Raw genomic sequence first — 22,584 nt, 5'->3', positions numbered from 1 at the left:
TATGCTATAATAAACGGCATCAATCAATGGAACGGGGGCAGACGCAATGCTGACTTTTGAAGAAAAGCTTGAGATTATTGAATCATTTGAAGAATTAACACGGCACAACGTTTCGCTTGGGCGGGTTAATTTTCATTTTGAAGGAAGCATCCGTGAGAAAAAAACGGTTGTCTATCACCTTCATCCAAACGGGAATGGCTTTGTCTACACAGCCCACCTGAATGACTACCCTTCCGACGCAAAAGGAATGACCAATATCCGTGACTGCAGCGAAGAGGATTTGCGCAGAATCATCGCAGCCTCTATCGATTCCCTGCTGACTGAGGAATTGGCAGACTTTGAGCCATTTAGTGATGAGCCCTGGGTGAATGCAAATGGTCAGGAATTGACGCTGACGCGCGAAGACGCTGATACGTGGAGTGTTTACGCTGACGATATGCTTGATGGGATTTTTACAACTTATGATGAAGCTGCTTCCTATCTGGATCAGGAAGGATTCTCTAAAAAAACGCGCTGATTGTGGCGCGTTTTTTTGTTGGACTGCGCTGTTGTGTCGTGGTGGTTCCGGAGATTCTAATGTGGGTTCAGGAGATAATGTGGGTAGTTCAGGAGATTTGGACTGGTGTTCAGGAGATTACACCTGTGGTTCATCAAATTTTTAATGCGGTTCATGAAATTAAGTAATTTGACCTATACACGTATGGCTTGTAACCGGCGTTTGGTTGGCAATCCGGGACGGGATGTGTGCCGGTTCGGAGAAAAATGACTGATGTTCAGAGAAAAAAGACGTTGGTTCGAAGCTCGTGCAGCCATCTTCGGAGAATAACAAGCAACCTTCGTACAAAAAACAGTATGGTTCACAGAAAAGTGTAGTTTGCCCTATCCCCCCTCCCGCCAAATGATCATTTCCGCCAAACAAAAACCGGGGCAAGCATCTCTACTCACCCCGGGTTCACCTTCATTCACAATTATAAACGATCCTTATTTCTAAAATGATTTTCTTCCATCAGCAGACGACGTTCTTTTTCTTCTTTATCAAGTGCAGGATCATGTGATGGCTTCGCACGGTCCCGGTCACGCAATGTACTTTCCTCACCTGGATGCTCCTGGTGCGCGTGATCATTTGGATTCTGCTCAGAAATATCCTCCTGCCCGCGCAGGCGTCCTTTACTGTCAGTCTCTGCTTCCACGTGCTGATCACTATTCGACTGGCTTCTATCCACCCAGACTGATTCCTGACCGTCTACAACGTGCCGTTTGTTATCCGCTCCACCGTGCGCTTCCGGTGGTTCAACTTCTCCGTGACGATGCTTACCTGACGGGTCGCCCTGATAGTTTGGCTGATCCGGTCTGACCTGGCCGCGAGGTGTGCCGGCATCTACTGCGTCCGGTGAAAACTCTTCTTCCCCCTGACCGCCGCCATATTGCTGTTTATCATGCTCAGAAGGCTCAAGGATTTTTCCGCGGTCATCCGGCGCACGATATTCCTCAGGATCCTCATCATGACGATCTGCTGCAGCGGCATCCTTGTTCGCTGTATGGTTTGGCGTTGGCTGCTCTTCAGACCGGATTTGATCCTCCCTGCTGTCATTTACAGGCTGTGTCGGCTCAGGATTATCTATATTCGGATCAACGTAACGGTCCCGGTCACCAAGCGCGCGATCGTGATCTACGCCGGCTGTATTCTGGTCAGTGCGTTCCGCCAGTGGTCTTCCGGCACCTTCAGCAGCTGAAGTATGAGTATTTGTCTGCTCATTTGTAAAATTTGTACCGCTCACCTGATGATCTGCACGTGAGTCGGGATCGAGCCCGCCTGCTGCCGGACTGACGTAATCATCGTTTTCATCTGCATAAGCACTATCCGCATATAATAAAAATGCACCGTTTCTGACTTCATCGTAATAGCGTTCTGCATCCTGTTTTTCCATTCCCATGCGGTCAAACGCTTCTCTTACAGAAGAATCTCCTGCGACAAATGCTTTGAACTTGTCCCACCAGTTTCCTTCCACCGCTTCGATGTCAGCATCAGTACGGCCTCTGACAAGAGACAATTCGTCTTTATCACGCGCTACGACATACATATCGTTTTCTTTATATCCTTGAAGTTTAAGGTCTTCGATTTTCTTTAAAACGTCCTGCTCAGAATGAAATGTTTCAACAAATGTTTTTGACATGGTATTTCCTCCTTAGGGTCGTTCTAATTTTTTCAACATAGTTTGGAAATACCCTGTCTGTTAATTGTTAAAACAACTCAAAGTGTATCGTAATGGTAAATACTGATATTTACCTACTAAATGTAATATGTGTTACAACCGGTTCACTACTCTACAGGCGGACACTTTCCGCGGGGACGGCGCCTTCCGCTTCGCTCACCTCAAAATGACTATTGATAAAACTTCCACTTTTAATATATTGTTATAATTCTATACTACAAATTCTTTTCTTAAACTATAGTTACATTGAAGACCAATAAACTAACTAAATCGAGCTAATTTTATTATGATATTTTAATTGAAATTCCAGTGTAGCGGAGCGTAGGGCGGTGACTCCGGGACGATTAGAGGGAAGCTGAGACCCCGCAAGGCTTGCCTGAGGATGCTCAGCAACCTCAGGCCGGAAAGCATCCGCCTGAAGCACAGCGAAACGGTTAATACTAAAAAACCCGGGAGCACTCAAGCCCCCGGGTCTGTTAATTATTCTTTATTCATTTCATTTGGATGCGGACCTTTGCGCTCGCCGCGGTCGAGGTCGTTGATGCTTTTCAGTTCGTCAGCAGTCAATGCAAAATCGAATACATCAAAGTTTGATTCGATGCGTGATGGTGTCACTGACTTCGGAATGACAATGCTGCCTGACTGCAGGTGCCAGCGGATGACAACCTGTGCCGGTTCTTTGCCGTACTTTTCAGCGATATTGCGGATGATGTCGTCTTCAAGTACTGCTCCACCCTGCATCAGCGGGCTCCATGCTTCAAGGAAAATGTCATGCTTCGCACAGAATTCCTTCAGTTCAAGCTGTGCAAAGTATGGATGGCACTCAACCTGGTTTAATACAGGCTTGACTGTGCATTCATCCATCAGGCGCTGCAGGTGTTCAATTTCAAAGTTACATACCCCGATCGCTTTTACTTTGCCGTCTTCATAAAGCTTTTCAAGTGCTTTATAAGTTTCGATATATTTATCTTTTTCAGGCATCGGCCAGTGAATGAGATAGAGGTCTACGTAATCAAGACCAAGTTTTTCAAGGCTTGTTTCAAGCGCCTGAAGTGTGCTGTCATAGCCCTGGTCCGCGTTCCAGACTTTTGTTGTGATGAACAGTTCCTCACGCGGTACACCGGACTCGCGGATCCCCTGTCCGACTGCTTCTTCGTTTTTATAAATCATCGCTGTATCAATCGAACGGTAACCTGTTTCGATTGCTTTTTTTACTGAATCCACACCTGTCTGATGGTCTTCTACCTGCCATACACCAAGTCCGATTTGAGGCATTTTCAGTCCGTTGTTTAATGTAACAATATCCATGCTTAAAACTCCTCTCGAAATTGAAAATTCAGATTAAGTATATACATGTGCTTCTTTAAAGTCACATTCTTTGTTATTTCCGTTTCCGAAAGAAATAAACCATCAGTTGAGCACAAACCGCCTGATGGCTTCTGCAACGCCGTGATCCTCGTTAGAATGTGTGACCCAGTCAGCTGCTTCCTTTACTTTTTCCTGAGCGTTCCCCATTGCAACACCGATCCCTGACTCTTTGATCATCGCAAGGTCATTCAGACTGTCACCGACTGCCATGACCTGGTCCATCTGAATGTTCAGACGCCAGCATACTTTACGGATCGCCGCTGCCTTATTGATCCCTGCAGCGTTCACTTCTATATTGGTCAGGCTTGAATTCGTCACCTCAAGCTCCTGGCGCTTCGATAACTCCTCCCAAATTAATTTCCGTACTTCATCGTCTTTTATGTCAAAGCCGAATTTCAGCCACTGATAGTCACGAATGTTTTTCGGGAATGTGGTGTTTTTGTTCCACACGCCCTCAACCGTGGAAGACCAGTAATGCGTATCATGTTTCAGTGCCATCTCAAGCATAAATTCGACGTGCACAGAATCAATCATCGTCCGTTCGATTAACTTACGCTCCGGGCTCCAGATCTCTCCTCCATTGACTGTGATCAGGTAGGTGGAGAGCTTTAATGAATCAACAATCTCTTCAGCATATAAAAGCGGGCGTCCTGTACTGACCATAACAGCCTTCCCCTGCTCCTGTGCTGTTTGAATCGCAGCCTTATTTTCTTCAGAAACGCTGTGATCATTTCTGAGAAGTGTGCCGTCCATATCTAAAGCGATCAGCTGTATATCTTTTTTCATGTTATTCTCCTTCCAGATCTGCTACCTGTAAGTATAGACGCTTCACTCGTTAAAATCGACCAAAACCCTTTGTGAATCAGCGTTTACGAAAACTTTTTCGTTCTTCTGAATACTATATACATAATAATATTTTAAAAGATGTATAGACAAGAATGCGCTTTCATGTTTTCATAGTGTTAGCCCTTTACATCCCCCTTTTTTTTGAGAAGGAATACATATGAAATCTTCTTTTACAGGTATTCGAACCTATTTTACCCAATGAAAACCATTTCAATTGTCATTGTTTTTCAGAATAAAAAGAATATTAAGAATTTTTTTATTTGGTATTGAAATCGATTTCATAATGTTATATGATTTAGTCGTGAAAACGATTTCATATGACTTCACAATTGGGGGTGTTCCTATAGGAGGGTCAGCGCGTGTACACCATTAAAGATGTTGCGCAAAAAGCTGGGTTGTCACAGGCGACCGTATCAAGGGTAATCAATCATCATCCGTATGTCAGTGAGGAAAAAAAGCAGGCTGTTCAAAAAGCGATGGAGGAACTTGGTTATGTGCCAAACTCCTCAGCTCAGAGATTACGCAATATAAAGACAAAGAAAATTGCGGTGCTGATCTCGAGAATCGTGAATCCATTTTTCAGCCAGCTGGTCGATGCGATGGAACAGAAAGCAGCCAGACATGGTTATCAGCTGATTTTATGCAATACGAGAATCAGTCCTGATAAAGAATTGGAGTATTTTCAGCTGCTTCAGTCCAAGCAGGTCGACGGCATTATTCTGGCAGCCGCCGAAAACAAGTGGGAAGCCATTGCGCCTTACACAAAATACGGCACTGTCATTTACTGTAATGAATATGATCCCGATGCAACAGTCACGAGAGTCCGCCTTGATCAGATAGAAGGTGGATACATTGGTACAAAGCACTTACTCGACAAGGGACACAGGAAAATCGGTTACTGCCAGGGGAACGACAGCAGCGTTTCTGTCAACCGGCGCAAGGGTTATTTGAAAGCGGTTACAGAAGCCGGAATAGAACCAAATCCGGCCTGGATGTTTAAGGACGTCTTTACTGTTGAGAATGGAAGAGAGATTTTCAGACACATTGCCACAATGGACGATCCGCCTACTGCATTCTTCACAGGAAGCGATGAGGTAGCGGCAGGAATGATTAAGGAAGCACAGCTGAATGGCTGGTGCGTCCCGGATGATCTTGCAGTTGTAGGATTTGATGATCAGCCCATTGCAACGCTGATGGATCCGCAATTCACAACGATTAACCAATTCACTTCTGACATTGGCGAAAAAGCAATGGAAGTCATGCTTGACATTATCGAAGGAAAACGTGAAAACAAGGCAGAAGACATCCTTCTACCTTTGAAATTAATTGAAAGACAATCAACTTAAAAACTAAGGGGGCTTTACTTTATGAAACTTTGGAACAAAAAAGTTGCCGGCGTTACTGTATTAACAATGAGCTTACTTCTTGCTGCATGTAGCGGAGACGAGGAGTCAACAGACACGGGAACAGATGCCGGTTCTGATACAGGTGGAGATGAAGGCACATCTGAAGAAGAAGTAACAATCACTTATGCACGTGGTGTTGACGTGACAAACGCAACAGATGCTTTAATTGCTGCTTTTGAAGAACAAAACCCGAATATTAACGTTGAGTATCGCGAAATGCCTGCAGATACGGGCGCTCAGCATGACCAATATGTAACGATTCTTGGTTCACAGAGTTCTGAGATTGATGTATTCCAGGCAGATGTAATCTGGCCTGCTGAATTTGCCCAGGCACAGTATGCACTTGAGCTTGACCGTTTTATTGAACAGGATGGCATCAACCTTGATGATTACTTCCCTGGTACGATTCAGTCGGGTAATTTCAATGGCCGTCAGTATGCGATGCCGCAGTTCACAGATGCAGGTCTTCTGTATTACCGTACAGACATTGTGGACACGCCTCCTGCAACCTGGACAGAGCTGATTGAAATGGCAGGATCTCTGCAGGGTGAAGGCGAAACTGAATTCGGATACCTGATGCAGGCTAACCAATATGAAGGTATGGTGACAAACGCAGTTGAGTTCATTGCTTCTCACGGCGGTGAAATTATTAACGAGAACAATGAAGTAGTTGTAGACAGCCCTGAAACGGTTGCCGGTATCCAGACAATGATTGATATCGTAAACTCTGAGTTTGTGCCAAGCAATATCCTAAGCTTCCAGGAAACTGAAACAAACAATGCATGGGTTGGCGGACAGGCAGTATTCGCACGTAACTGGCCATATATGCAGGCAACTTCAAACGATGAAGAAGTGTCTGAAGTTGCAGGAAATGTAGGATTCTCTGTTCTTCCGGCAGCTGAAGATGGTACAAACGCTGCAACACTTGGCGGATGGATGGCAATGATCAACCGTTACTCTGAAAATCAGGAAGCTGCATGGGAATTTGTAAAGTTCATCACAGGTCCTGAAGGTCAGAAGATCAGTGCTCAGGAAGGCGGTCTTGCACCGACAATCGAATCACTTTATGAAGATGCTGAAGTTCAGGAAGCAGCACCAATCTTTGCTCAGCCTGAATTCGTTGAGACACTTCAGAATGCTGTACCAAGACCGGTAACACCGATCTATCCACGTATCTCTGATATTATGCAGGTTCAGCTTTCAAGAGCACTTGCAGGAGAAATCACAGCTGAAGAAGCTGCTGCAACGATGCAGGAAGAAATGGAAGCAGCGATCGCTGAGTAAATTCATTCAGGAAATATCGAAAAGCTTTGCAGGTCTTGCGAAATTGTCAGTCGTTTATGGGGATGAGCGAACAACATTTTTCCAATGGCCGTAAAAGACAGAGCCGATCGGGAATGAAGAAAAATTAAATCATCTCTTAATCTGTCAATATAAGCAGAAGTGATTAAGGGGGGGTGGCTATAACACCTCCCCTTCTCTTGGTTACTTATCATTTTAAAAAAGTAGGTGAAACCGTTGAAGTTTCAATTGAATGAAAAACAGCTTGGCTACTTAATGGTCGCACCAGCCCTCATTCTCGTTATTCTTGTTACATTGTGGCCTGTTGCGCAATCCTTCTATAATAGCCTCTTTGACTACAGACTAAGCGATCCTTCCCGTTCTGAGAGGTTCCTTGATGCGAATATGGACCTTGAACGCTATGCGAACGACTATTTTTACCTTGAACGGGATCTTGAAGCACTTGAATCCCAGGCAAGCGGCGATGATGCAACTGCGATCGCCAACATTGTCTCTGGAATTAGCGAATTCCACACTGAACTTCTTGAAATGGATGGCGTCAGTGAACAGTATGAAGAGGTTGAAGAGCGGATCGCATCCTTCTCAGCCATTGCTGACAGTGACCTGAAGTACGCTGAAGTTGAAAATGAATGGGCGGAAGAATATAAAGCATTCCTTGATGATGCAGAAGCCCAGTTAGAAGGGATTTCTGAGAATGCTCAGGACGAACAGTTTGCTACGGTGGCGTCCAATGTCGCAGGCTCTCTTAGTTCCGTTAATACAGCTGTCATCGAATCCAACTTTATCGGACTGTCCAATTATGGCCGTTATTTAACTGAAGGCCGGATGTGGCAGGCGATGTGGAACACATTACTTTTCACCATTGCATCAGTTGGAGCTGAGCTTGTCCTCGGTCTGCTGATCGCCCTTTTGATTAACCGTGTATTTATCGGAAGAGGGATTGTCCGTGCATCAGTTCTGATTCCATGGGCGATTCCAACAGCGGTTGCAGCAATGATGTGGGGCTTTTTATATGATGGCCAGACAGGGATCGTTGCACATTACTTTGAACAATTCGGTCTGATAGACGATGCATCCGTCCTCCTCTCTACAGGAGCCGGTGGTATGTTCTCTGTTATCTTTGCAGATGTCTGGAAAACGACACCTTACATGGCACTTCTGCTCCTGGCAGGTTTGCAGACGATTTCAGGCTCGCTTTATGAGGCGGCAGAAGTCGATGGCGCAAGTAAGTGGCAGCAATTCTGGAAGATTACCCTTCCGCTGTTGAAATCAGCTATTCTTGTTGCTTTGCTATTCCGTACGCTTGATGCCTTCCGGGTATTTGATTTGATCTGGGTATTAACAGGCGGTGGACCGGCAAATGCTACCGAGTCTATCTCAATCTATGCTTACATTACACTATTTTCACAGTCGAACTTCGGTGCAGGCTCAACGCTTTCTGTCATCGTGTTCTTATCGGTTGCGATTATTTCAATCTTCTTTATCAAATTCATCGGTTCTGATTTGTTTGCCGGCAAACAGGGTCGCTAAGGAGGAATCAGGATGAACAAACGTGCAGGAATAGGCTTCTATATTTTTCTGGTCGTGTTTGTATTTTTCGTGATGTTCCCTTTCATCTGGGTTTTCCTCACGTCGATCAAACCGCCGGGCGAAATTTTTAATAACTTTAACTGGTTCACAGCAGATCCATCTCTTGCATCCTATGAAAACGCCATTACGAACCGTCCGCTTTTCAGATACATGTGGAACAGTTTTGTCGTATCTTCATTAACTACATTGATTGCGATTGGATTTGCTTCGATTGCAGCATATGCACTGACGCGTCTGCCAATCAGATTTAAAGGTGTTATTTTAGGGATCATCTTAGCAGCATCCATGTTCCCGCAGATTGCGATTATTTCACCAATCTATAACTTTATAACTGCTGCAGATCTTCGTAACAGCTATATGGGCCTGGTGATTCCGTATATTACGGTTTCCCTCCCTCTTGCAATCTGGATTCTGGCAACCTTCTTCCAGAAGATTCCGTGGGAGCTTGAAGAATCAGCAAAGCTGGATGGTGCGTCACCTTTCCAGACGTTCAGAAAAATTATTTTCCCGCTTGCAGCACCTGGTGTTTTCACAACCGGTATCCTTGTATTTATCGCTGCGTGGAATGAGTATTTATTTGCCTTAACCATCAACACTGCCGATGAATGGCGTACAGTGCCTGTTGGGATCTCACTTTATCAGAGTCAGTTCACGATTCCTTGGGGAGATATTTCAGCTGCGACTGTTCTTGTAACCATCCCTATTGTTATACTGGTACTAATTTTCCAGAGAAGAATTGTTGCCGGACTGACTTCAGGCTCGGTAAAAGAATAATTATGGGTGTGCCGGGTCCGTACGAGGTCCCCGGCCCTCTTTTTGATTCGAGTTGAAGAAAACGATGCAAATATTTACTTCTCAGTTGATAAATCTGTTAAAGTATAGGAAGCGGTTGCATATACAACCTGCTCTATTTTAAGAGCGCTTACAGTTATAATTAAAGGAGTGTTTCGAGCAATGAACGTTACGGTTTGGAATGAATTTAGACATGAGAAAAAACATGATGCTGTTAAGGAAATCTATCCTGATGGCATTCACCGTGTAATTGCGGATGCACTTGCTGAACACGGCTATGATGTGAAAACGGCTACATTGGATGAGCCGGAGCACGGTTTAACTGAAGACGTGCTGAATAACACAGATGTTCTTTTATGGTGGGGTCACCTTGCGCATGATGAAGTGGATGACGCGATTGTAGAAAAGGTACAGAAGCGAGTCTGGGAAGGAATGGGCCTGATCGTCCTTCACTCTGCCCACTTTTCAAAGATCTTTAAGCATCTGATGGGTACAGGCTGTGACTTGAAATGGCGTGAAGCGAATGAGCGCGAGCGTCTGTGGGTCGTTGATCCAAGTCACCCGATTGCTGACGGTATTGGTGAGTATATCGAGCTTGAAGAAGAGGAAATGTATGGTGAACACTTTGATATTCCTGCGCCGGATGAACTGATTTTCCTCAGCTGGTTCCAGGGTGGAGAAGTATTCAGAAGTGGTGCAACATTCAAGCGTGGAAACGGAAAGATCTTCTATTTCCGTCCGGGCCACGAAACACACCCTACTTATCATAACAAACAAATCCAGCAGGTTATTGCTAACGGCGTAAAATGGGCGGCTCCAACTAAGCGTGACTACCCTGTTTACGGAAATGCAAAGCCGATCGAAAAGCTTGAAGGATATAAGGAGGACTAATCAATGGCTAAATTAAAAGTTGGTGTTGTAGGTGCCGGAAGTATTGCGAAGCACCGTCACCTTGCTGAATATGCAGCAAATAAAAACGTAGAAATCGTTGCAATCTGTGATATTAATGAAAAGCGTGCAAAGGAAATGGCTAAAAAATTCGGTGCTGCGCAAACGTTTACAGACTATAAGGATCTTGTGAAACTGGATCTTGATGCAGTCAGCGTCTGCACGCCGAACCACCTTCATGCACCTGTATCAATCGCTGCCCTTGAAGCCGGCAAACACGTATTGTGTGAAAAGCCGATGGCAACAAGCGAACAGGAAGCAGACGATATGATCGCAGCTGCTGAAAAAGCCGGCAAACTGCTGATGATCGGTCATAACCAGCGCTTCGTGGCATCACATCAGAAAGCTCAGGAGTGGATTGCTTCAGGTGAACTTGGCAAAGTCTACAGCTTCCGTACTGCGTTCGGTCATCCTGGTCCTGAAGGCTGGAGTGCTGACGGTAAAGACAGCTGGTTCTTTAAAAAGGATGAGGCTTTTATCGGCGCAATGGGCGACCTTGGCGTACACAAAACAGATTTAATCCGCTACATATTAGGTGAAGAAATGACAGAAGTAGCGGCAATGGTTGAAACAAGTGCTAAAGAAAACACTGATGTGGATGACAATGCCGTACTCGTATTGAAAACAGAAAGTGGCATTATCGGCACGCTTGCTGCAAGCTGGTCTTATGTTGCTGAAGATAATGCAACGGTCATTTATGCAGAAAAAGGCGTTCTTCGTCTTGAAGACGATCCTGAATATTCAGTTGTTCTGCAAAAAGCTGATGGCACAAAAGAAGAACTGTCTCTTGGAAAAATCCAGTCAAATGATGAAGGCGGTCAGGTATCAACCGGTGTCATCGATCATTTTGTAGACTCAATCCTTTCAGGCAAGCAGCCGCTGATCGATGGTGAAGAAGGAAAACGTTCTCTGAAAGTCATCTTGGGAGCACTTGAATCTAACAAATCCAAACAGATTGTAAAACTGTAGGTGATTGATATGGATAAATTAAGAGTTGGAATTATTGGAGTCGGAGGCATCGCGGTATCGCGGCACCTCCCCTCCTTTCTTGCGTTAGGAAACGATGTTGATGTAACGGCAGTCTGTGATGTAAATGCAGAGCGTGCCAAGACCGTTGCAAAAGACTACCAGATTCCTTACCACACAGACGACTATCATAAGATCTTTGATAAAGTGGATGCAGTCACCATCTGTACACCTAACAAGTTTCACGCAGAAATTGCAATCGCTGCATTCGAAGCCGGCAAACACGTTTTGTGTGAAAAGCCGATGGCCATGACTACTGCAGAGTGTAAGGCCATGATTGAAGCCTCTGAAAAGGCTGGAAAAGTATTAATGATTGCTTATCACTACCGTCATACAAAAGAAGCGGTGGCTGCTAAACGTTTTATTAATGCAGGTGAAATCGGCCGTCCACTCGTATCCCGTGCACAGGCAATCAGACGCCGTAAAGTACCAGGCTGGGGCGTATTTACAAACAAGGATCTGCAGGGCGGTGGAAGTCTGATCGACTTTGGCTGTCATTTCCTGGACCTTGCCCTACACCTGATGGATTTTCCTGAAATCTCAGAAGTGTCAGGTGCAACTTACAATGAATTGAGCCGTCAGGATGATGTCGTCAATCAGTGGGGTAAATTTGATCCAACGACATTTGAAGTCGACGACCATGCAACTGCCTATATTAAATTCAAGGATGGCGCTACATTGTTATTTGAAACATCATGGGCAGCTAACCTGGCAGATGACCAGGAAACTGTTACAGTATCAGGTACAAAGGGCGGTCTTGATGTATACCCGCTTAAGCTTTATCAGGCAAAATACGGCATGCTGCTTGATCAGGAAGCCTACTGGATTTCAGATGATGAAAATCCTGGACTACCGCAGGCGTACAACTTCCTTGAAAGCTGCCGCGGCAATCAGGAACCACTCGTGAAGCCTGAAGAAGCGATGATGGTTTCAAAGGTGATTGAAGCAATTTATGAGAGCAGTGAGACTGGGAAATCGATTAGGTTTTAATCTTTCTAAAATTGGCTGATGAGTTCCGCTTCAGGGGGACGCTTTCTGCGGCCGGTCGTTGAGCCAGCAGGCTTCGCCATGCTCTGTCTCACCTGTCCCTTCCTGCGAGCCGCCCCCTTACGCTTCACTCATCAGCTGTGCAGGTATATGAATCGATTTTAATAAATCAAAACTCTAAATATAATTGTATATGGAGGTATCTTTACTATGAAGTTAGGTGTATTTGCAGTATTATTTGCACAAAAACCATTTGAAGAAATGCTTGATTATGTGAAAGATTCAGGTCTTGATTCAGTTGAAATCGGTACAGGCGGATATCCTGGGAACGACCATTGCCCGATCGATGAGCTGCTTGAAGACGAAGGCAAGCGTAAAGAATACCTTGAAAAAGTAACATCACGCGGTCTGACAATCAGCGCATTCAGCTGCCACGGCAACCCTGTCAGCCCTGATGAAGCGTTCGCAAAAGAGAGTGACGAAGCACTTCGCAAAACGATCGAACTTGCGAAGCTGTGCGGCGTTCCTGTCGTTAACACTTTTTCAGGTACACCGGGTGCTGACGCTGACGCTAAGCATCCAAACTGGCCGGTTGCACCGTGGCCAAACGAATACGGTGATATTCTGAAATGGCAGTGGGAAGAAAAATTAATTCCATACTGGAAAGAAATCGCTGAAATTGCAAAAAAAGCTGACGTAAAAATCGGCCTTGAACTGCACGGCGGATTCTCTGTCCACACGCCATACACAATGCTGAAGCTGCGTGAAGCAACAAACGAATATATCGGAGCAAACCTTGATCCAAGTCACTTATGGTGGCAGGGAATTGATCCGGTCGGTGCGATTAAAATTCTTGGAAAAGAAAATGCGATCCATCACTTCCATGCAAAAGACACGTACATTGATCAGGACAACGTCAATATGTATGGTCTGACGGACATGCAGACATACGACAAAATCCAGACGCGCGCATGGAGCTTCCGTTCAGTTGGAATGGGACACCCTGCAGACGAATGGGGCCGCATCATCAGCGCACTGCGCACATACGGCTACGACCACGTTGTCAGCATCGAACATGAAGATCCAATCATGAGTATCGAAGAAGGCTTCCAGCGCGCAGTACAGACATTGAAGTCGGTGAATATTAAAGAACAGCCAGCGGATATGTGGTGGCTGTAAGAAAAGCGGAGACGAGCGTTTAGCTCCGACAAGCATAAGACGCAAAGTGAAAAAGGGTGAACTTTCCCTTTATCACTTTGTGGCTTATGACTCGAGGGGCTGCGAGTCGGAGCTGGATCACGAGAAAAGCGGAAGGCGCTTGGTCAGCTCCGACAGACATAAGACGCGGATCGGAAAATGGGTGAACTTTCCCGTTTACCGATGCGTGGCTTATGATCCGAGGAGCTAGGCGCTGGAGCTGGACAACGAGAAAAGCGGAAGCGGCTTGAACAGACCCGACAAGCATAAGGCGACCTGAGAGAAATGGGTGCTCTTTCCCATTTTTTCAGGTTGACTTATGACTCGAGAGGCTAGGCGCTGGAGCTGGACACCGGTAAAGGCGGAAGCAGGCGGTTAGCCCCTCGAGTCGTAGCTGGATCACGTGAAAGGCGGAAGCAGGCGGTTAGGTGCGTATGCGGTGGACTGAAGCGGATTGAGATAAAGGAAACACAGCGAACGCAGTGAGCTGATGTTGACTTATCTTAAGGAGCTGAGGGAACCGTACTAGCCCCTGCCTGCTGGAGCTGGATCAAGTTTTAAGAATAAGAATCCGAAAAATCTTCCCCAGACTTCGTCTAAGGGAAGATTTTTTATGCTGCGCACATAGGTCAAATTACACTTTTCTATGAACCTCCCTGTTTTTTCTAAGAAGATGCTGATTTTTCTAAGAACCTTCATCTCTATTCTAAGAACACTACGCTTGTTTCTACGAACAACAGTAATTATTCTACGAACCCACCTCCAGTTACCACTCCCACCATGACCTTCCTCCCAATCTCACCTTCCCCATATAGTCAAAACCCACTCCGTGAAGTAAAATAAAACAAAAAAGGTGTGAACTGCTGTGCCTCATCTTGTGAAGTTTGCGGAATATGTAAGCAGCCATAAAACGGTGATGGCTGAAGAGATTGTGAATGCAGTCATTGAAAGAGCGAGCCTGAAGATCTCTGATGATGAGCGTGAAAATGCGGTTGTGATGTATAAGGAGTTCCTGACTTTTTTAGGGGATATTGCTGAACAGCACAGGACGACTGCTCCCGAGGCTCTGATCAACTGGAGTAAAGAAAACGCAGCCATGCAGGTTTCTGCGGGTGGGAAAATATCAGAAATCATTGTCCGCTACCAGCCGACCCGTGAAGTGTTTATTGAAGTGGTCAACGAAATCGGTGAACAATTGAATCTTTGTATAAAAGAGCAGTCTGAGATTATTAAAAAGGTTGACCTTTTGCTTGATACAAGTTTGAACGAAACAGTATTTGCTTATGAAGCAATGACTGAGCGTATGGAAGAGCGTTATCTGGAAGAAACAGCCCGTCTTTCTGCCCCGATTGTTCCGGTAAGAGAAGGTGTTGTTGTACTTCCATTAATCGGTGAGATGACTGCTTTTCGTGCAAGGTATATTTTAGAGAATGTACTTCCTGAACTGGCAGGCTCAGATATCACACATGCAATTATCGATTTTTCAGGCATCACGCCAGTAGAAATTGAAGTGGCCCAGTATTTGAATCAGATGAAAGGTATGCTTCAGCTTCTTGGCATACAGGTGCTTGCGACAGGATTCAGACCTGATACCGTCAAATCTCTTGTAGATAGCGGACTTGTTGACTTTAGAAATACAAGAGCATTTACAACCGTTAAACAGGCACTTGATAGTCTTGAAAAAGTGAACATATAACCAAAAACAGAGCGCCCATAAAGGACGCTCTGTTTTTTATTTAGAACTGCCTGATGAAATTTTACCAAGGAAAAAACCATCTACTTCCTCAAGCTTACCACGCCAGAGGATTTTCCCTCTTGATGGTGTGGCTTTGCTGTCACCATTATAGATTTTTGTATCCTTCAGATGAATAAAGTTAGCCTCTGATCCGGCATTTGACTCAGCATTTTCTCCTGTTTCAGATAACTGTTCTGCCAGCTTTTCAGCCACTTCATTTCCTTCAGCAAATTCTTCACTTAAAGCTTTGAAATACTCACCTGCAGAAATCATCGTCCCTGTTACGACAGCTCCATTTATATTCAGACTGATATCAAGTGTGAAATCATACTTGTTTGCAGCCTGCACGAATGACTCCAGTACATTATCCTTCATCTTCACTGCCCCTTCCTGACTATGACTTCGTATCGTCGTTACTTGAAACGGTTGTACCGCCTGTTTTCTTTGTCGTGCTCTTCTTTGCTGGTGTCCGTTTCTTTCTTGGCTTACTTTTAGTGCTTGTACTTTTAGATGCCGTTTTCTTGGCTGTTGATTTTTTTGCTGGTGCTTTCTTTTTATCTTCTTTCTTGTCTTCTTTTTCTTCTTCCTCGTCTTCTTTGTCTTTCTCGTCCTTCTTCTCTTTCTTGTCCTCTTCTTCGTCTTCTACTTCCTCATCCTCGTCGCTGTCGTCATCGTCTTCATCTTCATCGTTATCTTCTTCGGTGTCGTCATCTTCTTCATCTTCGTCTTCATCATCTTCAGTATCATTATCTTCATCTTCATCATCTTCAGTATCATCGCCGTCTTTTTCATCTGCGTCATCATCTGAAGAATCATTTTCATCCTTCTCGTCTTCGTTCACTTCGTTGTCGTTTTCCAGCTCGTTGTCTTCTTCATCGTCCTCTTCATCCTCATCGTCAGATCCCTGATTTTCAGCAAGCTGGGCGATCAGTTTTTCAAGGCTGTCAAGTCTCTTATGCACATCATCATTTGCATCTTTGCCTTTTTTCTTTCTCTTTCTCTTTTTCTTTTCTCTCTTAACCTCTTTATCATTCATGTTTTCAAGCTTGTCTTTATCCTGGTCCTGATCCTCATCTTCTTCATCGTCCTCAACGTCTGGGTCTTCTCCTTCAGCAAGCTGAGAGATCATTTTTTCAAGACGGTCAAGTCTCTTATTGACATCATCATTTGCATCTTTGCCCTTCTTTTTTCTCTTTCTCTTTTTCTTTTCTTTCTTAACTTCTTTGTCATCCAAGTTTTCAAGCTTGTCATCGTCATTGTCATCATCTTCGTCGTCCTGATCCTTCTTGCCTTTTTCGCCCTTTTTCAGACCTGAATCAAGATACGTTTCATCGCTGTCTTCATCCTGCTTTTCAGCAGATACATCTGCATCTTCATCATAATCGTCGTCTTCATCTTTATCTCGTCCGAAAAGGCTTTTCGCAGAGTTTTTAATAGAATCAGTAGTTTTCTTAGATTTATCTTTTGCTGCCTGTGTGATATCTGAGCTTTTAGATTTAAGTTTATCAGCGTCAAGGCTGCTGATAAGACGCTTACCGTTTTGAGGTGTAGCAAGGTAGCCAAGAGAGGCTCCGATTAATCCACCCGCAATTGAGCGGCCGATTGTGCTTTTGCTTTTTCCTGATGATTCTTCGCTGTTTTCCTGATTGTCCAATTTCGTTTCATCTGCCATATTAACTTCCTCCTGTTTGCGCTAATATTATTTAGCTTCTATTTTATTTTCGAGTGCCTGCAGTCTTTCTCTCAGTTCTTTATTTTCCTGTTCAATTGCTTTTGTATTTTGATCAATTGCTTTTGAGCTTAAGTAAGGATCAGATTCCCACCAGTCGAGCCCGATTTCCTTGGCTTTATCCACTGATGCGACGATCAGTCTGATTTTAATTGTAAGCAGTTCGATATCAGCAATGCCGACCGTGATATCACCTGCGATGACGACCCCTTTATCAAGCACTTTCTCGAGCACATCCACAATCGTACTGGATTGCATATTATGTTCGACTGCCATTGTGTAACCTCCTGTTTAAAGCAGACTGCCGAGTGGACCGAGATCAATATTCAGATCTTCAGCTTCCAAGCCGAATACCTCTCTTAATTCTTCCATCTTTTCTTCCAGATTCATGAGTGCTTCCCCAAGCCTTTCAATCTCTTCGTCAGACAATGTACCGCCTTCCACGCGGCGGATTGCGTGACGTTCTACAATCTGCCTGAGCAGTTCGACGACTGTCAGTACGAGCTGGGCAAGTCCATGTTCCGCTTTATCCGGATCAAGGTTGATCTTTCCGCTTGTCGGGTTGACCTGTTGCATCCAAAAGCGCCTCCTTTTGCATATCGAATTGCGCTGATGTAACTGTTTTACCTTCAGCCTGTGCCTGAACGAGTGATTCTACTGATGCGACGAGCAGCCTCAGATCAAGGTAGACAAGGTCAATGCCGGCAATGGAAATGATGAGATCCGCTTTAATTGCCACACCTTTATCAAGAATGACGTCCAGAATATCGATCAGTGCAATTTCTTTATTTTCTATATCTTCTCTAAGTGACATTGTGTGTCATCCTCACGTTTGGAAACTTGAAAAATGGTAAGCTGGCCACGGTCCTGACGCTTCAAGCTGCCATCCTGTTTCCTGCATTTCCTGATCATATGACTGTACTTTCTCAAGAAAGCTTTCGACATCCTCTTTCGAAATTAAGTACACGCTGTTCCAGGTCATTTTTTTATCGGCACCTGTCACCTCACTGCTCCAGGTACGCTTTACATTCCCTTGAAGTACAAGCTTTTTCAATTCTTCGTGCACCTGCTCACTGACCCGGTTTTTCTCCTGCTCGAGCTCAGTTTCAACGAGCTTGTCGAGTTTTTTCAGCTCAAAGAACTGCTTTCCTTTAGAAAGCTGGCTGATCTCCTCACGCTTTTTTTCAATTACCGGATTACTTTTGCTGACCTGCTCTTTTAACGTTTGATCATCACAATAGATTTTAAGATTCCATTCTTCATTGCCGTCCAGCAGGTCAAAAATGTCATTCATTCTGGACTCATTTTCAGTCAGTGTCCGTTTTAGACTGTCCTCACTTTTATAGATTGTGCTGAACTTTAATGGAATGACTGTATACAGCTTTGAAAGCGCGAGTACTGTTTCATGATGATGAAACGCTTTCTCCTGAAGCCACTGCATATCATTTTCAACCTTGTCCTTCAGCACGTCTTCATGATAGGCCTCTGAATCAAGCTCACAGATCACTGCAGTAATTGAGCCGGATTGAATCGTGTGCAACTTCCCTTCACCGTCAAACCCTGTCAGGTCAGGAAGTGTGGTCATTTCTTTCGATGGAACACATGCATATAGATAAAGCAATTCCCCCATAATCACCCTTCTTTCTTTTCAGTCATACGCTCCCACTGTTCCATTTCACGCTGTTTTGCGATTTCGTAGCGGATGAGAAGCTCTTCTTCCTTTTCCTGATAGACTTCTTCAGGAATTTCTTCAAGCTCATACATCATTTGAAGCTGGATCAGCTTTTGCTGGATTGTATTTAGATCGTACAGTTCTTTATCTGCTTCTTCTTTTACTTTTTCACCGATTTTAATGACCATATTGATCGGTGCCGTCACCAGTTTATGAATCACGGTTATCAGCCGTCCTCCACTGTTAATTTGATGTTGACGAAATTATAAGCTGCCCATGGTCCGCTGTAGCTGAAGTCGAGTCTGTCCTGCCACTTGTCATGGATCTCATTGACCTTCTGATCGAATGCTTTTTCCTGATCACGATCAATTAGAAAAGCTGCATTTAACAGCATTTTTTCACTGATAGGGTCGTTCTTTTTTGACGCCACTGCAATCTCGTTGAGCGGTTCAAACATTTCTCTTTCCATCTCTTTTTGAAGGGATTTAAAGAGATTCTGGGCGGCTCCGCCAAGTTTGATCCGGTCATAATAAGCGGCTGCTTCAGATTTACCTGCTGCTGACTTCTGCGCTTTACTGATCTCAGGATTTTCACGGGCCTGCTGTTCAAGCCAGTTCTGTTTGCCGATCGCTTTTAAGCCGACTTCAATCTTTCCTTTGATCTCCGGAAAAAGTTTGCTGAATTGCGGATACAGGTTCTCAAGCAATACAGCAACGTCATCATCCGTTTTAAAAACGTTCCCAAAGCTGACCGGAATGACCGTGTCATAGTGCTCCATCACCTGTGATACAACTTTCTGGTGCATCATCAGATTGTCTTTTTTCGGATGATAAATTTTCATCGGTGCTTTAGCCGCTACCATGGCTGCATCTTTATAATGAATGGTATACAGCTCACGCGTCTCACCTTCAAGCTCTACTGAAAGCCCTTCAAGCGGCTTTTCCGACTGAATCCCGCAAAATATATAAGTACCTGTCTCACTCATGACCCCGGCTCCTTTTCAAACATTACTGTTCAATATTCACTGCGCTTCTGTAACGGATTTCCCGTCTGACAAAGGAAATGATTTCAGCGCTTTTATTGAGATACACATCATACACGCCAACCATTTCATCCTTTGCATAACGCTTCATATATTCCTTTTCCTCAATGACTTCTACGACCAGCTTCCAGCCTTCATTCTCTGTCTGTTCAACTGCTGTAATCTTGTGAACAGGTGCTACATGCTCATCGAAAAAGTCTGAAGTATTTTTCATGATTTTTTTGATTTCCATCACCATCTCCGCCTAACGTTCAAGAATTATAGACTGAATCCTGCTTCGCTCCGCTCCCTGTTACCCGAAAGGAATCTGCCTTCCTCTTGTACATCGTCACGTAACAGGCCAACCGCTTCTGCATAACGCAACCATGTATCCACACTCGCAATGACAATACGAGCTTCAACTGTCAGAATTTCAATTCCCACAACTGAAACGCGGACAAATGCATCAATCACAATTCCTTTATCTAAAATACGGTCGATAACCTCTGCTAAGCTTGAACTGTCTGTACTTTTTTGAATGGCCATGTGAATATCCCCTTCCTAATCTTCTTCAATATCCGAATAATGTTTAATGTCGTAAGAACTTTTAACATCATTGGAGCTTTTTACATCACGGTAACTTTTCAGATTGCTGATACCTTTAATATCATTAATCCCTTTGACTTTTTTACGTTTTTTATTACCTGATACTTTTTCCTGAAGCTCTTCGCCTTTTTCAGTGGCGTCACCCAGCTTATCTTTTACTGACAAGAGGGCATTCTGTGCCTTGTCTTTCGCAGATTCAGCTTTGCTGTGAACTTTATCAGCGTTTTCATTTTTCGCGTCACTCAGTTCTTCTGAGGCATCCTCTGCTTTGTCCTGCATATTTTCAACCATATTGTCCTTTGCTTTCTCGACGACTTTCCCTGCAATCTTGCTTTTAATAGACAATGCTCACACCTCTTTTCCTGTTAAAAAGGCGCATCAGCTCTTTCTGGAGTTTGTTGAGCTGCTCTTGGATCCTGAGGCGGTCTTTTTCTGTGTTGAACTTTTCGATTCAGCTAATTGACCAAGCATTTCTTCAATCCGGTCAAGACGGTCGTTTAATTGCTTATTTTCATTTTTGATGTCCTCAAGCTCATCATTCGATTCATCTTTCGCTGAGCTGACTGATTCTGAAGTGCCTTTTGCAACATCCTTAAAACTGTTGAGCGCCTGTTCTCTTAACAGGTCCGTTGCAGTCTTTTTAAATTCAGCGCCTGCGAGTCTGATCATTTCAGATTCACCAAGCCGCTTCATTATTCTCTTATTTGCTTCAGAATTGGACAGCAGGCCAATTCCCGCTCCGACAATCCCGCCCAGTAATGCGAGATTAACTGATGAATGTTCAGATGATTCCGAATTCTCATCCTGTGTTTTTTTCACTTCTTTTTCTTTATCCTTCTCAGCCATTTCCCTCACCTTTCTGCTCCATAATTAGTAACTGTATTGTGTCTGACCATCTCTGGACGTCAGACCTGCTTCCTGTACATCATCACGCAGCAAGCCGACCGCTTCTGCATAACGCAGCCACGTATCAACACTCGCAATGACAATACGTGCTTCAACCGTCAGAATTTCAATTCCTACGAGCGACACTCTGACAAATGCATCAATGACAATTCCTTTATCAAGAATCCGGTCAATGACTTCTGCCAGACTCGAACTGTCCGTACTTTTTTGTATCGCCATCCAAACCCTCCTTTTCTCTATATCTGTGTGCCCTAAGCCGTTTGGTACCATTTGCTATGCATACTACTCAGTGTATACCCAGCACATCATGATGTTTAAAACTAAAAATCATAATATTTCAATTAAATTCAAAAATAATACATAAGCGTATTGTGATAGAAACAATTTGTTAGAAAAATAATGTTTAAAACTTCTCATCTATCATTGCTGAAGAGATATTGTCGCCGACTGCTGGCTGAGGTAGGATTGAATAGATATAAAATGGTAAAGGAGGAACTGTATGGAGATCCTGATGATCATTTTCGGCACCACTATATCTTTCGTTATATTATTTCTGGTGATTCGCAGCGCTGTAACAGAAGGCATTAACCGATCAGTACTTGGAAAGGGACTGATTCAGGACAATACCGCTGACACACAAAAAGCCCAGCAGCATTTTTCTATGATGAGAGGCGGCAGGGTGATTACTTATCAAAAAGCAACAGAAGCAAGTTATAATGAGATACTCTCTTTACTGAAGCATTGTGCCGGTATACTGAAAAGTGAGGGCATTCCCCAGTGGAGTTACCTGTTATCCGGTGGTGAAGACGCTGAGATCAGAAAAGATATATTAGCAGGAAATACATATGCGGTTTATGAAAAAGATGAGTTAATTGGTACATTCACGCTGAGAAGAGGACCTGATTCCTGGGATGAACATATCTGGAAGGAGCGGATTGATCAGGATGGACTGTATCTTCACAGGCTGGCTGTGTATCCGCAGATCAGAAAAGAAGGGATCGGCAGCGCATGCCTGTCCTGGATTGAAGAAAACTTTGAAGGCGAGGTTCTGATGCTGGACTGCGTGGAAGCAAATGGAGAACTGAACCGTTTTTATCAGAAACGCGGCTTTGAATCAGCAGGCACGTTTGACGGACATAATCGTTATTGGAAAAGGCTTTAAAAAACGAGGCCGGGACATAGAAATGTCTCAGCCTCTTAAAGTCGTTTCGCTGCGCTTCACTAAGGTTAATTTCAATAA

27 protein-coding genes are annotated in these 22,584 nt (G+C 44.2%); 11 read left to right on the top strand and 16 right to left on the bottom strand.

Annotated elements, in window-relative coordinates; translation table 11 throughout:
• The first annotated feature begins 46 nt into the window (after nucleotides 1-46).
• On the top strand, nucleotides 47-517 hold the full coding sequence (locus UFB30_RS02525; RefSeq protein WP_322420097.1) for a hypothetical protein: 471 nt from the start codon (nucleotides 47-49) through the stop codon (nucleotides 515-517).
• Between the two features lie 451 nt (nucleotides 518-968).
• On the opposite strand, the gene UFB30_RS02520 is transcribed toward UFB30_RS02525, so the two are convergent.
• From UFB30_RS02520 to UFB30_RS02510, 3 genes are all read right to left on the bottom strand, one after another.
• Complete coding sequence (locus UFB30_RS02520; RefSeq protein WP_322420096.1) at nucleotides 969-2,174, bottom strand: YflT domain-containing protein; 1,206 nt, start codon at nucleotides 2,172-2,174, stop codon at nucleotides 969-971.
• Nucleotides 2,175-2,693: 519 nt separating this feature from the next.
• Nucleotides 2,694-3,521: an aldo/keto reductase gene (locus tag UFB30_RS02515; RefSeq protein ID WP_322420095.1), complete on the bottom strand. Its 828-nt coding sequence runs from the start codon at nucleotides 3,519-3,521 to the stop codon at nucleotides 2,694-2,696.
• A gap of 102 nt (nucleotides 3,522-3,623) precedes the next feature.
• Nucleotides 3,624-4,367, bottom strand: a complete 744-nt coding sequence (locus UFB30_RS02510; protein WP_322420094.1) for a Cof-type HAD-IIB family hydrolase — start codon at nucleotides 4,365-4,367, stop codon at nucleotides 3,624-3,626.
• A gap of 419 nt (nucleotides 4,368-4,786) precedes the next feature.
• Here UFB30_RS02510 and UFB30_RS02505 point away from each other — a divergent pair, with 419 nt between their 5' ends.
• The 9 genes from UFB30_RS02505 to UFB30_RS02465 all read left to right on the top strand — a co-directional run bounded on the left by UFB30_RS02505 (nucleotide 4,787) and on the right by UFB30_RS02465 (nucleotide 15,371).
• The gene (locus UFB30_RS02505; RefSeq protein WP_322420093.1) at nucleotides 4,787-5,773 is read left to right on the top strand and encodes a LacI family DNA-binding transcriptional regulator; all 987 of its coding nucleotides are present in this window, start codon (nucleotides 4,787-4,789) and stop codon (nucleotides 5,771-5,773) included.
• Between the two features lie 21 nt (nucleotides 5,774-5,794).
• Nucleotides 5,795-7,117, top strand: a complete 1,323-nt coding sequence (locus tag UFB30_RS02500) for an ABC transporter substrate-binding protein (RefSeq protein WP_322420092.1) — start codon at nucleotides 5,795-5,797, stop codon at nucleotides 7,115-7,117.
• A 273-nt stretch (nucleotides 7,118-7,390) separates the two neighbouring features.
• Nucleotides 7,391-8,665 carry a carbohydrate ABC transporter permease gene (locus tag UFB30_RS02495; RefSeq protein WP_435390792.1) on the top strand — a complete coding sequence of 425 codons (1,275 nt, stop codon included), beginning with the start codon at nucleotides 7,391-7,393 and terminating at the stop codon, nucleotides 8,663-8,665.
• A 12-nt stretch (nucleotides 8,666-8,677) separates the two neighbouring features.
• Nucleotides 8,678-9,499, top strand: coding sequence for a carbohydrate ABC transporter permease (locus UFB30_RS02490; RefSeq protein ID WP_322420090.1), 822 nt, complete (start codon nucleotides 8,678-8,680; stop codon nucleotides 9,497-9,499).
• Nucleotides 9,500-9,679: 180 nt separating this feature from the next.
• Nucleotides 9,680-10,408 (top strand): ThuA domain-containing protein, encoded by a 729-nt coding sequence (locus tag UFB30_RS02485; RefSeq protein ID WP_322420089.1) that lies wholly within the window; start codon nucleotides 9,680-9,682, stop codon nucleotides 10,406-10,408.
• A gap of 3 nt (nucleotides 10,409-10,411) precedes the next feature.
• Nucleotides 10,412-11,434: a Gfo/Idh/MocA family protein gene (locus UFB30_RS02480; protein ID WP_322420088.1), complete on the top strand. Its 1,023-nt coding sequence runs from the start codon at nucleotides 10,412-10,414 to the stop codon at nucleotides 11,432-11,434.
• 9 nt (nucleotides 11,435-11,443) lie between these two features.
• Nucleotides 11,444-12,481 (top strand): Gfo/Idh/MocA family protein, encoded by a 1,038-nt coding sequence (locus tag UFB30_RS02475; RefSeq protein WP_322420087.1) that lies wholly within the window; start codon nucleotides 11,444-11,446, stop codon nucleotides 12,479-12,481.
• Nucleotides 12,482-12,688: 207 nt separating this feature from the next.
• Nucleotides 12,689-13,657, top strand: a complete 969-nt coding sequence (locus tag UFB30_RS02470; protein WP_322420086.1) for a sugar phosphate isomerase/epimerase family protein — start codon at nucleotides 12,689-12,691, stop codon at nucleotides 13,655-13,657.
• Between the two features lie 883 nt (nucleotides 13,658-14,540).
• Nucleotides 14,541-15,371 (top strand): STAS domain-containing protein, encoded by an 831-nt coding sequence (locus UFB30_RS02465; RefSeq protein WP_322420085.1) that lies wholly within the window; start codon nucleotides 14,541-14,543, stop codon nucleotides 15,369-15,371.
• Nucleotides 15,372-15,407: 36 nt separating this feature from the next.
• Here the strand turns inward: UFB30_RS02465 and gvpU are convergent, their stop codons facing one another.
• Genes gvpU through gvpJ form a run of 13 tightly spaced genes read right to left on the bottom strand, consistent with a single transcriptional unit; the run spans nucleotide 15,408 to nucleotide 21,563 of the window.
• On the bottom strand, nucleotides 15,408-15,785 hold the full coding sequence (gene gvpU, locus UFB30_RS02460) for a gas vesicle accessory protein GvpU (RefSeq protein ID WP_322420084.1): 378 nt from the start codon (nucleotides 15,783-15,785) through the stop codon (nucleotides 15,408-15,410).
• Between the two features lie 19 nt (nucleotides 15,786-15,804).
• Nucleotides 15,805-17,082 (bottom strand): YtxH domain-containing protein, encoded by a 1,278-nt coding sequence (locus UFB30_RS02455; RefSeq protein WP_322420083.1) that lies wholly within the window; start codon nucleotides 17,080-17,082, stop codon nucleotides 15,805-15,807.
• 27 nt (nucleotides 17,083-17,109) lie between these two features.
• On the bottom strand, nucleotides 17,110-17,415 hold the full coding sequence (locus tag UFB30_RS02450; protein ID WP_322420082.1) for a gas vesicle protein: 306 nt from the start codon (nucleotides 17,413-17,415) through the stop codon (nucleotides 17,110-17,112).
• Nucleotides 17,416-17,430: 15 nt separating this feature from the next.
• On the bottom strand, nucleotides 17,431-17,715 hold the full coding sequence (locus UFB30_RS02445) for a gas vesicle protein K (protein WP_322420081.1): 285 nt from the start codon (nucleotides 17,713-17,715) through the stop codon (nucleotides 17,431-17,433).
• The gene (locus UFB30_RS02440) at nucleotides 17,675-17,953 is read right to left on the bottom strand and encodes a gas vesicle protein (RefSeq protein WP_322420080.1); all 279 of its coding nucleotides are present in this window, start codon (nucleotides 17,951-17,953) and stop codon (nucleotides 17,675-17,677) included. The genes UFB30_RS02445 and UFB30_RS02440 overlap by 41 nt, the downstream gene beginning before the upstream one ends.
• Nucleotides 17,954-17,965: 12 nt before the next feature.
• Nucleotides 17,966-18,769, bottom strand: coding sequence for a GvpL/GvpF family gas vesicle protein (locus tag UFB30_RS02435; RefSeq protein ID WP_322420079.1), 804 nt, complete (start codon nucleotides 18,767-18,769; stop codon nucleotides 17,966-17,968).
• A gap of 2 nt (nucleotides 18,770-18,771) precedes the next feature.
• On the bottom strand, nucleotides 18,772-19,032 hold the full coding sequence (locus UFB30_RS02430) for a gas vesicle protein GvpG (RefSeq protein ID WP_322420078.1): 261 nt from the start codon (nucleotides 19,030-19,032) through the stop codon (nucleotides 18,772-18,774).
• Between the two features lie 5 nt (nucleotides 19,033-19,037).
• Complete coding sequence (locus UFB30_RS02425; protein WP_322420077.1) at nucleotides 19,038-19,796, bottom strand: GvpL/GvpF family gas vesicle protein; 759 nt, start codon at nucleotides 19,794-19,796, stop codon at nucleotides 19,038-19,040.
• Nucleotides 19,797-19,818: 22 nt separating this feature from the next.
• Nucleotides 19,819-20,085, bottom strand: a complete 267-nt coding sequence (gvpO, locus tag UFB30_RS02420; RefSeq protein ID WP_322420076.1) for a gas vesicle protein GvpO — start codon at nucleotides 20,083-20,085, stop codon at nucleotides 19,819-19,821.
• 26 nt (nucleotides 20,086-20,111) lie between these two features.
• Complete coding sequence (gene gvpA, locus UFB30_RS02415; RefSeq protein ID WP_322420075.1) at nucleotides 20,112-20,378, bottom strand: gas vesicle structural protein GvpA; 267 nt, start codon at nucleotides 20,376-20,378, stop codon at nucleotides 20,112-20,114.
• A 15-nt stretch (nucleotides 20,379-20,393) separates the two neighbouring features.
• Complete coding sequence (gene gvpQ / locus UFB30_RS02410) at nucleotides 20,394-20,783, bottom strand: gas vesicle protein GvpQ (RefSeq protein ID WP_322420074.1); 390 nt, start codon at nucleotides 20,781-20,783, stop codon at nucleotides 20,394-20,396.
• Between the two features lie 33 nt (nucleotides 20,784-20,816).
• The gene (locus tag UFB30_RS02405; RefSeq protein WP_322420073.1) at nucleotides 20,817-21,284 is read right to left on the bottom strand and encodes a gas vesicle protein GvpP; all 468 of its coding nucleotides are present in this window, start codon (nucleotides 21,282-21,284) and stop codon (nucleotides 20,817-20,819) included.
• A 24-nt stretch (nucleotides 21,285-21,308) separates the two neighbouring features.
• Nucleotides 21,309-21,563, bottom strand: coding sequence for a gas vesicle protein GvpJ (gvpJ, locus tag UFB30_RS02400; protein ID WP_204729213.1), 255 nt, complete (start codon nucleotides 21,561-21,563; stop codon nucleotides 21,309-21,311).
• 280 nt (nucleotides 21,564-21,843) lie between these two features.
• Between gvpJ and UFB30_RS02395 the strand changes: the two genes are divergently transcribed.
• Nucleotides 21,844-22,506, top strand: a complete 663-nt coding sequence (locus tag UFB30_RS02395; RefSeq protein ID WP_322420072.1) for a GNAT family N-acetyltransferase — start codon at nucleotides 21,844-21,846, stop codon at nucleotides 22,504-22,506.
• The last annotated feature ends 78 nt before the right edge of the window (nucleotides 22,507-22,584 follow it).

It is taken from the genome of Jeotgalibacillus haloalkalitolerans (assembly GCF_034427455.1).
GTDB lineage: Bacteria > Bacillota > Bacilli > Bacillales > Jeotgalibacillaceae > Jeotgalibacillus > Jeotgalibacillus haloalkalitolerans.
This window is presented reverse-complemented; position numbering and strand designations above follow the sequence as displayed.

Coding starts and splice junctions, on each gene's coding strand:
- UFB30_RS02480 (WP_322420088.1), top strand. CDS start 10,412: ATGGCTAAATTAAAAGTTGGTGTTGTAGGTGCCGGAAGTATTGCGAAG.
- UFB30_RS02395 (WP_322420072.1), top strand. CDS start 21,844: ATGGAGATCCTGATGATCATTTTCGGCACCACTATATCTTTCGTTATA.
- gvpO (WP_322420076.1), bottom strand. CDS start 20,085: ATGGAAATCAAAAAAATCATGAAAAATACTTCAGACTTTTTCGATGAG.
- UFB30_RS02440 (WP_322420080.1), bottom strand. CDS start 17,953: ATGTCACTTAGAGAAGATATAGAAAATAAAGAAATTGCACTGATCGAT.
- UFB30_RS02485 (WP_322420089.1), top strand. CDS start 9,680: ATGAACGTTACGGTTTGGAATGAATTTAGACATGAGAAAAAACATGAT.
- UFB30_RS02500 (WP_322420092.1), top strand. CDS start 5,795: ATGAAACTTTGGAACAAAAAAGTTGCCGGCGTTACTGTATTAACAATG.
- UFB30_RS02450 (WP_322420082.1), bottom strand. CDS start 17,415: ATGGCAGTCGAACATAATATGCAATCCAGTACGATTGTGGATGTGCTC.
- UFB30_RS02520 (WP_322420096.1), bottom strand. CDS start 2,174: ATGTCAAAAACATTTGTTGAAACATTTCATTCTGAGCAGGACGTTTTA.
- UFB30_RS02495 (WP_435390792.1), top strand. CDS start 7,391: ATGGTCGCACCAGCCCTCATTCTCGTTATTCTTGTTACATTGTGGCCT.
- gvpA (WP_322420075.1), bottom strand. CDS start 20,378: ATGGCCATTCAAAAAAGTACAGACAGTTCAAGCTTAGCAGAGGTTATC.
- UFB30_RS02475 (WP_322420087.1), top strand. CDS start 11,444: ATGGATAAATTAAGAGTTGGAATTATTGGAGTCGGAGGCATCGCGGTA.
- UFB30_RS02425 (WP_322420077.1), bottom strand. CDS start 19,796: ATGAGTGAGACAGGTACTTATATATTTTGCGGGATTCAGTCGGAAAAG.
- gvpU (WP_322420084.1), bottom strand. CDS start 15,785: ATGAAGGATAATGTACTGGAGTCATTCGTGCAGGCTGCAAACAAGTAT.
- UFB30_RS02405 (WP_322420073.1), bottom strand. CDS start 21,284: ATGGCTGAGAAGGATAAAGAAAAAGAAGTGAAAAAAACACAGGATGAG.
- UFB30_RS02455 (WP_322420083.1), bottom strand. CDS start 17,082: ATGGCAGATGAAACGAAATTGGACAATCAGGAAAACAGCGAAGAATCA.
- UFB30_RS02525 (WP_322420097.1), top strand. CDS start 47: ATGCTGACTTTTGAAGAAAAGCTTGAGATTATTGAATCATTTGAAGAA.
- UFB30_RS02490 (WP_322420090.1), top strand. CDS start 8,678: ATGAACAAACGTGCAGGAATAGGCTTCTATATTTTTCTGGTCGTGTTT.
- UFB30_RS02515 (WP_322420095.1), bottom strand. CDS start 3,521: ATGGATATTGTTACATTAAACAACGGACTGAAAATGCCTCAAATCGGA.
- UFB30_RS02435 (WP_322420079.1), bottom strand. CDS start 18,769: ATGGGGGAATTGCTTTATCTATATGCATGTGTTCCATCGAAAGAAATG.
- UFB30_RS02445 (WP_322420081.1), bottom strand. CDS start 17,715: ATGCAACAGGTCAACCCGACAAGCGGAAAGATCAACCTTGATCCGGAT.
- UFB30_RS02510 (WP_322420094.1), bottom strand. CDS start 4,367: ATGAAAAAAGATATACAGCTGATCGCTTTAGATATGGACGGCACACTT.
- UFB30_RS02470 (WP_322420086.1), top strand. CDS start 12,689: ATGAAGTTAGGTGTATTTGCAGTATTATTTGCACAAAAACCATTTGAA.
- gvpJ (WP_204729213.1), bottom strand. CDS start 21,563: ATGGCGATACAAAAAAGTACGGACAGTTCGAGTCTGGCAGAAGTCATT.